Raw genomic sequence first — 6,390 nt, 5'->3', positions numbered from 1 at the left:
TAGTTCGAAGGTCCGACAAAAAAGTGGTGCCGGTCAACCCATTGACCCGACTGTGACATAAAACTAAAGTCACTTTTACTTCTAGTCGAGGAGATCGCGGTGGAATCGTTCGTGCACCTTCGAAAAGGCAGAACTCCCAAGCGGATTCACGCCGACCTGGACGGCCTCAAGGATGACGAGCTCGGCCGCGGCGGGTTCGTCGGGCGCACGGCGAACATGTACCGGCGCAACGACCCCACCGCATACCGGACCGTCGGCCCGCTGCGCCCCACCGACGTCCTGAGCAGCGAGCTCAAGCCCAGCGACGCCACCGATGCCCACGGCGGTCCGTTGTTGATGTTCTCCAACGCCGACTGCCAGGTGCTGCTGTCCCGGCGCACCGAGGAGATGCCGTTCTTCGTCCGGCACGTCGACGGCGATCTGCTCTCCTTCGTCCATCGCGGCGCCGGCTCACTGGAAACCGAGTTCGGGCCGCTCGACTACCGCCAGGGTGACTGGATCTACATTCCCAAGGCGTGCACCTGGCGGCAGATCCCGGCCACCGAGACCACGCTGCTGATGATCCAGGCCACCGACGAGTTCCGCGTCCCACCCGCGGGAACCCTGGGCAGGCACTTCCCGTTCGATCCGGCCCAGGCGGTGATCCCCGAACCCCAGCCCCTCGACACCGGCGACGGTCCGCAGAGAGACGGAGAGTACGAGGTGCGGCTGATTCATGAGGGTGGACCGACAAGCCTCTTCTACCAACACCATCCACTGGACGTCGAAGGCTGGCGGGGCGACAACTTCCCGTTCACCTTCAACATCGACGACTACACGGTCATCACGTCCGAGAGCGTGCATCTGCCGCCCACCGTGCATCTGTTTATGCAGGCCACCGGCGTCTACGTGATGAATTTCCTGCCGAAGCCGGCCGAGATGGTCCCGGGCACCGAACGCACACCGTGGTATCACCGCAACGTCGACTACGACGAGATCGCGTTCTTCCACGACGGTTCCCTGTACGGCATCCCGATGCCACCCGGGCTGGTCTCGCACGCACCGCAGGGGGTGCACCACGGAGCACCGGAGAAGGCCCGCGAACGCGCGCGGCGCAAGTTCGACGACTACGACCGGGTGGACTGGTCGGTCATCGCCGTCGACACCCGGCGCCGGCTGGTGCCGTCCGCCGAGATTCTCGCCAACGACCTGGGGCAGCACTGAGTATGACGAAGTACGAGTACGACCGCATCCCCTATCTGGTTGCCTATCAGAACAATTCGGGCGTGCGTGACGTCTACGGCGGTGTCGCCGAGTTGGTGGTGCTGGAGAGCTACCTGCTCAAACCGAAGACCGTGCAGTCCGATACCGTGCTGGTGTTCATGCACCCGATCGGCGGTGGCGCCTACCTGCCGATGATCAACGCGCTGGCCCGCGCCGGACATCACGTCATCTACTGCAACAGTCGGTTCCGGGGCACCGACTCCGCGCTGTTGATGGAGAAGGTCGTCGAGGACCTCGGCGAGTGCATCAAGGACGCCAAGAACCGGCTCGGTTACTCGAAGGTCGTCCTCGCCGGGTGGAGCGGCGGCGGCTCACTGTCGGCTTTCTACCAGCAGCAGGCCCAGAAACCCACGGTGACGGCCAGCCCGTCCGGGGACGGGCCCGATCTCACAGAGCTGGGCCTGATCCCCGCGGACGGCATCATGTTGCTCGCCGCGCACATCAGCAGGCACGGCACGATGACCGAGTGGATGGACGCCTCCATCCTTGACGAGACCGACCCGACCCAGCGGGACCCCGAGCTGGATCTGTACAACCCGGACAACCCCAACCAGCCGCCGTATGCGCCCGAGTTCCTGGAGCGCTACCACCAAGCTCAGATCGCCCGTAATCGGCGGATCACCAAGTGGGTCAAGGAGAAACTCGCCGAGCTCAAGGCTGCCGGACGCCCCGACGACGAGTACGCGTTCGTGGTGCACGGCACCATGGCCGACCCGCGCTGGCTGGATCCGACTGTCGATCCGAACGAGCGCACCCCCGGCACCTGCTACCTGGGCGATCCTCAAGTCGTGAACATGAGCCCGGTCGGCCTGGCCCGGTTCTGCACGTTGCGCAGCTGGCTGTCGCAATGGAGCTACGACGACGCCAACGGCGATGCGCTCAAGGCCGGCCCGGACATCGCCGTGCCGGCGCTGGTGATCGGCAACCTCGCCGACGACGCCTGCACACCCAGCCATACCCGCCGGTTGTTCGAGGCGATCGGGCATCCCGACAAGGAGATGCACGAGATCCCCGGTGCCAACCACTATTACGCGGGACCCGATCAGCGCGACAAGCTGCGCGCAGCGGTCGGCATCGTCACCGACTGGCTGGAGCGTCACGACTTCGTGGGCACCCGATGACCACGGGCCCGCTCGACGGCATCCGGGTGATCGAGGTCGGCACGCTGATCTCGGGTCCGTTCGCGGGCCGACTGCTCGGCGACATGGGCGCCGAGGTCATCAAGATCGAACCCCCGGGAGCCCCGGACCCGCTGCGCACCTGGGGTCAGGCCGAACTCGACGGGCACCACTTCTTCTGGACGGTGCACGCGCGCAACAAGAAAGCCGTCACTCTGAACCTGCGCGTCCCGCAGGGGCGTGACCTGTTTCTCGACCTGGTCGAACGGAGCGACGTGATCGTCGAGAACTTCCGGCCGGGCACGCTGGAGAAGTGGGGACTGGGCTACGACACGTTGCGCGAACGCAATCGCGGCATCATTCTGGTGCGGGTCTCGGGCTACGGCCAGACCGGCCCGGACGCGCACAAGGCCGGATACGCGTCGGTGGCCGAGGCGGCCAGCGGCCTCCGGCACATGAACGGATTTCCGGGCGGCCCTCCCCCGCGACTTGCGCTGTCGCTGGGCGACAGCCTGGCCGGGATGTTCGCCGCGCAGGGGGCGCTCGCGGCGCTGTATCGCCGCTCGGTCACCGGTGAAGGCCAGATCGTCGACGCTGCGCTGACCGAATCATGCCTGGCGGTACAGGAATCCACCATCCCCGACTACGACATCGGCGGCGTGGTGCGCGGGCCGTCCGGGACCCGGCTGGAGGGCATCGCACCGTCGAACATCTATCCGACCGCGGACGGCAGCTGGGTGGTGATCGCCGCCAACCAGGACACCGTGTTCCGCCGGTTGTGCGCGGCGATGGGCCAGCCGGAGCTGGCGACCGACGAGAGGTTCGCCAACCATGTTGCGCGCGGGCGCAATCAGGACGAACTCGACGAGATCATCGGCGCATGGGCGGCTGCGCGCCAGCCGGCCGACGTCATCTCCACGCTGTCGGAGGCCGGGGTGATCAGCGGACCCATCAACACGGTCGCCGAGGTCGTCCGTGATCCCCAACTGCAGGCGCGCGGCATGATCGCCGACCACTGGGACGAGCGTATCGAACGAAACGTCAAGGGGCCCGGGGTCGTTCCGGTGCTCTCGGAGACGCCCGGCACCATCCGGCGCGCCGGTTCGGCGCGGCCCGGCCAGCACAACGACGAGGTCTACCGCGGATTGCTCGGCAGGACCGAAGCCGAGCTGGACACGCTCAGAGAGGAGGGTGTGCTGTGACCGAATTACCCGCACACGTCGACATCCGTGACGTGTCGATGCGCGACGGATTGCAGATCGAGGATCCGATCCCGTTGTCCGCCAAGCTCGAACTTCTTGCCGCCATCGCCGCCACCGGGGTTCGGGAGATGGAGGCGACGGCGTTCGTGTCGCCGTCGAAGGTGCCCGCGCTGGCCGACGCGGCCGCGCTGGCCGCCGAGCTGCACAACTTCCCCGGCATCGAGTTCTCCGCGTTGGTGGCCAGTCCGAACGGCGCCAAACGCGCGATCGCCGCGGGACTGCGCTCCATCGAGTACGTGGTCTCGGCGGCCGACGGGCACAGCCGCGCCAACGTCGGACGGTCCTCGGCCGAGGCGACCGCGCAGATTCCGGAGATCGTGACGATCGCCCACGACAGCGGGGCGTCCGTCGAGGTCATCGTCGCGACGGCCTGGGACTGCCCGTTCGACGGCCCCACGGCGCCGCAGCGGGTGCTCGACATCGTCCGCGCGGCCGTCGACGCAGGCGTCGACCGGCTGGCCATCGCCGACACGATCGGCACCACGACACCGCGCCGGGTCACCGAGCTGGTAACGCTGATCCGGTCCACGGTAGGCGGTTTGCCGCTGGGCGCGCATTTCCACAACACCAGGGGGGCCGGGCTGGCGAGTGCCTACGCCGCGGTGACCGCCGGGGTCACCCGGCTGGACGCGTCGGTCGGCGGACTCGGCGGCTGCCCGTTCGCGCCCGGCGCCAGCGGCAACATCGCCACCGAGGACCTGGTGTATCTGCTGCGCGACAGCGGCATCGGCGTCGACGTGGATCTGGACGCGGCCATCGCCGCCGCGCGGGTGGCGCAGAGCGCGGTGGGCCACGAGCTGCCGAGTTCGCTGCTGCGCGCCGGTGACCGGATTCTGGGCTAGCCACCGTGGCGCCGGGATCCGCCGCACTGAGCGCCAAGGGCCGTCAGACCCGCGGCGCGATCGAGCAGGCCGCCCGGAAGCTGTTCGCCGAGCGCGGCTTTCACGGAACCACGCTCACCGACATCACGTCGGCCGCGGGTAAGTCACCGGCGGTGTTCTACCGGTACTTCACGGACAAGGAGGATCTGCTCGCCGCGCTGGCGCAGTCGTTCCTGCACGACGTCGTCGCACCGTCGGGCCTGACCGTCCCGCTGCCCGAATCACCGGACGACGACGCCTTCTTCAACACCGTGGTGACCGGTTACTGGACGATGTTCAAACAGAACATCGGCATCATGATCGCCGTGGCGCAACTGGCCGCCACCCAACCACGATTCGCAGCGGTCCAGAACGAGTTCCGGCGTTTCGGCATGGACATCGTCGCCGCTTCGGTCCGCCGGGCCCAGGAACAGGGTTACGGTGGGGAACTGCATCCCGACCACACCGCGGCAGCAATCGCGTTGCTGTTCGAGAACTTCACCACCGTGTTCGTCGGCGGCTCCGGCCTCGGCGTCGACATCGACGACGAAGCCGCGATCGCCACGCTGTCACGCATCTGGAAGAAGACGCTGTACGGACATTGATGCTCGACCGAGATTGACCACGACCACGTTCAAAGGAGAACCGGTGGACTTCAACCTGCCCGATCATCTGCCCGGACTGCTCGCCGAGATGGATGCGTTCATCGAAGCCGAGATCAAACCGCTGGAGCGCGAGCACATCCAGTATTTCGACCAGCGCCGCGAGCACGCCCGCACCGACTGGGACAACGACGGCGTCCCCCGGCGTGAGTGGGAGGATCTGCTCGACGAGATGCGCAGGCGCGCCGATGCGGCGGGCTGGCTGCGGTACGGCCTGCCGTCGCAGTTCGGCGGCCGGGACGGCAGCAACCTTGACATGGCGGTGATCCGGGAGCACCTGGCCCACAAGGGTCTGGGACTGCACAACGACCTGCAGGACGAGTCGTCGATCGTCGGCAACTTCCCGCAGGTGATCATGATGGACCGCTTCGGCACCGACGAGCAGAAGCGCGAGTGGACCGACGCGCTGATCACGGGTGAGCGGTCGATGGCGTTCGGGCTGACCGAACCCAATCACGGGTCGGACGCCACCTGGCTGGAGACCACCGCCGTGCCCGACGGTGATGACTGGATCATCAACGGCGCCAAACGCTTCAACACCGGAGTGCATCGCGCCACGCACGACCTGGTGTTCGCCCGCACCTCCGGTGAGGCCGGCCAGGCACGCGGGATCACCGCGTTCCTGGTGCCCACCGATGCCCCGGGCTTCTCGGTGCCGTACTACTGGTGGACGTTCAACATGCCCACCGACCACGGCGAGGTGCTGCTGGAGAACGTGCGGGTGCCCTCGAACGCGGTGCTGGGCGAGGTGGACCACGGCTTGGACGTCGGGCAGACGTTCCTGCACGAGAACAGGATCCGGCAGGCCGCCAGCAGCCTGGGCGCCGCGCAGTACTGCATCGACCGCGCCGTGGCCTACGCCAACGACCGCAAGGTGTTCGGCAAACCGCTCGCCACCCATCAGGCCGTCCAGTGGCCCCTGGTGGAGCTGCAGACCGAGGCACAGATGGTGCGTCTGCTGGTGCGCTACGCCGCGTCCGAACTGGACCGCAACCACCACATGGAGGTTTCGGACAAGGTGTCGATGGCCAACTACCGGGCCAACCGCCTGGTGTGCGAGGCCGCCGACCGGGCGATGCAGGTGTTCGGCGGGGTCGGCTACAGCAGGCACGAGCCGTTCGAACACATCTACCGGCACCACCGCCGCTACCGGATCACCGAGGGCGCGGAGGAGATTCAGATCAGGAGGGTGGCGCAGCGACTCTTCGGGTTCGGCCGGCGATGA

The 6,390-nt window shown here is 67.3% G+C and carries 6 protein-coding genes; all 6 read left to right on the top strand.

Going from position 1 to position 6,390, the window contains the following annotated elements; translation table 11 throughout:
* The first annotated feature begins 99 nt into the window (after positions 1-99).
* The 6 genes from MVA01S_RS27880 to MVA01S_RS27855 are packed head-to-tail and all read left to right on the top strand — an operon-like array spanning position 100 to position 6,390.
* Positions 100-1,203 (top strand): homogentisate 1,2-dioxygenase, encoded by a 1,104-nt coding sequence (locus tag MVA01S_RS27880; RefSeq protein WP_003928965.1) that lies wholly within the window; start codon positions 100-102, stop codon positions 1,201-1,203.
* A 2-nt stretch (positions 1,204-1,205) separates the two neighbouring features.
* Positions 1,206-2,384, top strand: coding sequence for an alpha/beta hydrolase family protein (locus MVA01S_RS27875; protein ID WP_003928966.1), 1,179 nt, complete (start codon positions 1,206-1,208; stop codon positions 2,382-2,384).
* Positions 2,381-3,583: a CaiB/BaiF CoA transferase family protein gene (locus MVA01S_RS27870; protein ID WP_003928967.1), complete on the top strand. Its 1,203-nt coding sequence runs from the start codon at positions 2,381-2,383 to the stop codon at positions 3,581-3,583. The genes MVA01S_RS27875 and MVA01S_RS27870 overlap by 4 nt, the downstream gene beginning before the upstream one ends.
* A complete protein-coding gene (locus MVA01S_RS27865) occupies positions 3,580-4,485 on the top strand; it encodes a hydroxymethylglutaryl-CoA lyase (RefSeq protein WP_003928968.1) in 906 nt (301 codons plus the stop codon). Before MVA01S_RS27870 ends, MVA01S_RS27865 begins: the two co-directional genes overlap by 4 nt.
* A 5-nt stretch (positions 4,486-4,490) precedes the next feature.
* The gene (locus tag MVA01S_RS27860; protein WP_003928969.1) at positions 4,491-5,108 is read left to right on the top strand and encodes a TetR/AcrR family transcriptional regulator; all 618 of its coding nucleotides are present in this window, start codon (positions 4,491-4,493) and stop codon (positions 5,106-5,108) included.
* A 43-nt stretch (positions 5,109-5,151) separates the two neighbouring features.
* Positions 5,152-6,390, top strand: coding sequence for an acyl-CoA dehydrogenase family protein (locus MVA01S_RS27855; protein ID WP_003928970.1), 1,239 nt, complete (start codon positions 5,152-5,154; stop codon positions 6,388-6,390).

Source organism: Mycolicibacterium vaccae NBRC 14118 = CIP 105934, assembly GCF_001552715.1.
In the GTDB taxonomy this organism is placed as follows: domain Bacteria; phylum Actinomycetota; class Actinomycetes; order Mycobacteriales; family Mycobacteriaceae; genus Mycobacterium; species Mycobacterium vaccae.
The sequence above is the reverse complement of the archived record's forward strand: the minus strand, read 5'-3'. Positions and strand labels throughout refer to the sequence as shown.

Excerpts from the sequence above, each read along its gene's own strand:
- MVA01S_RS27875 (WP_003928966.1), top strand. The coding sequence starts at position 1,206 with ATGACGAAGTACGAGTACGACCGCATCCCCTATCTGGTTGCCTATCAG.
- MVA01S_RS27870 (WP_003928967.1), top strand. The coding sequence starts at position 2,381 with ATGACCACGGGCCCGCTCGACGGCATCCGGGTGATCGAGGTCGGCACG.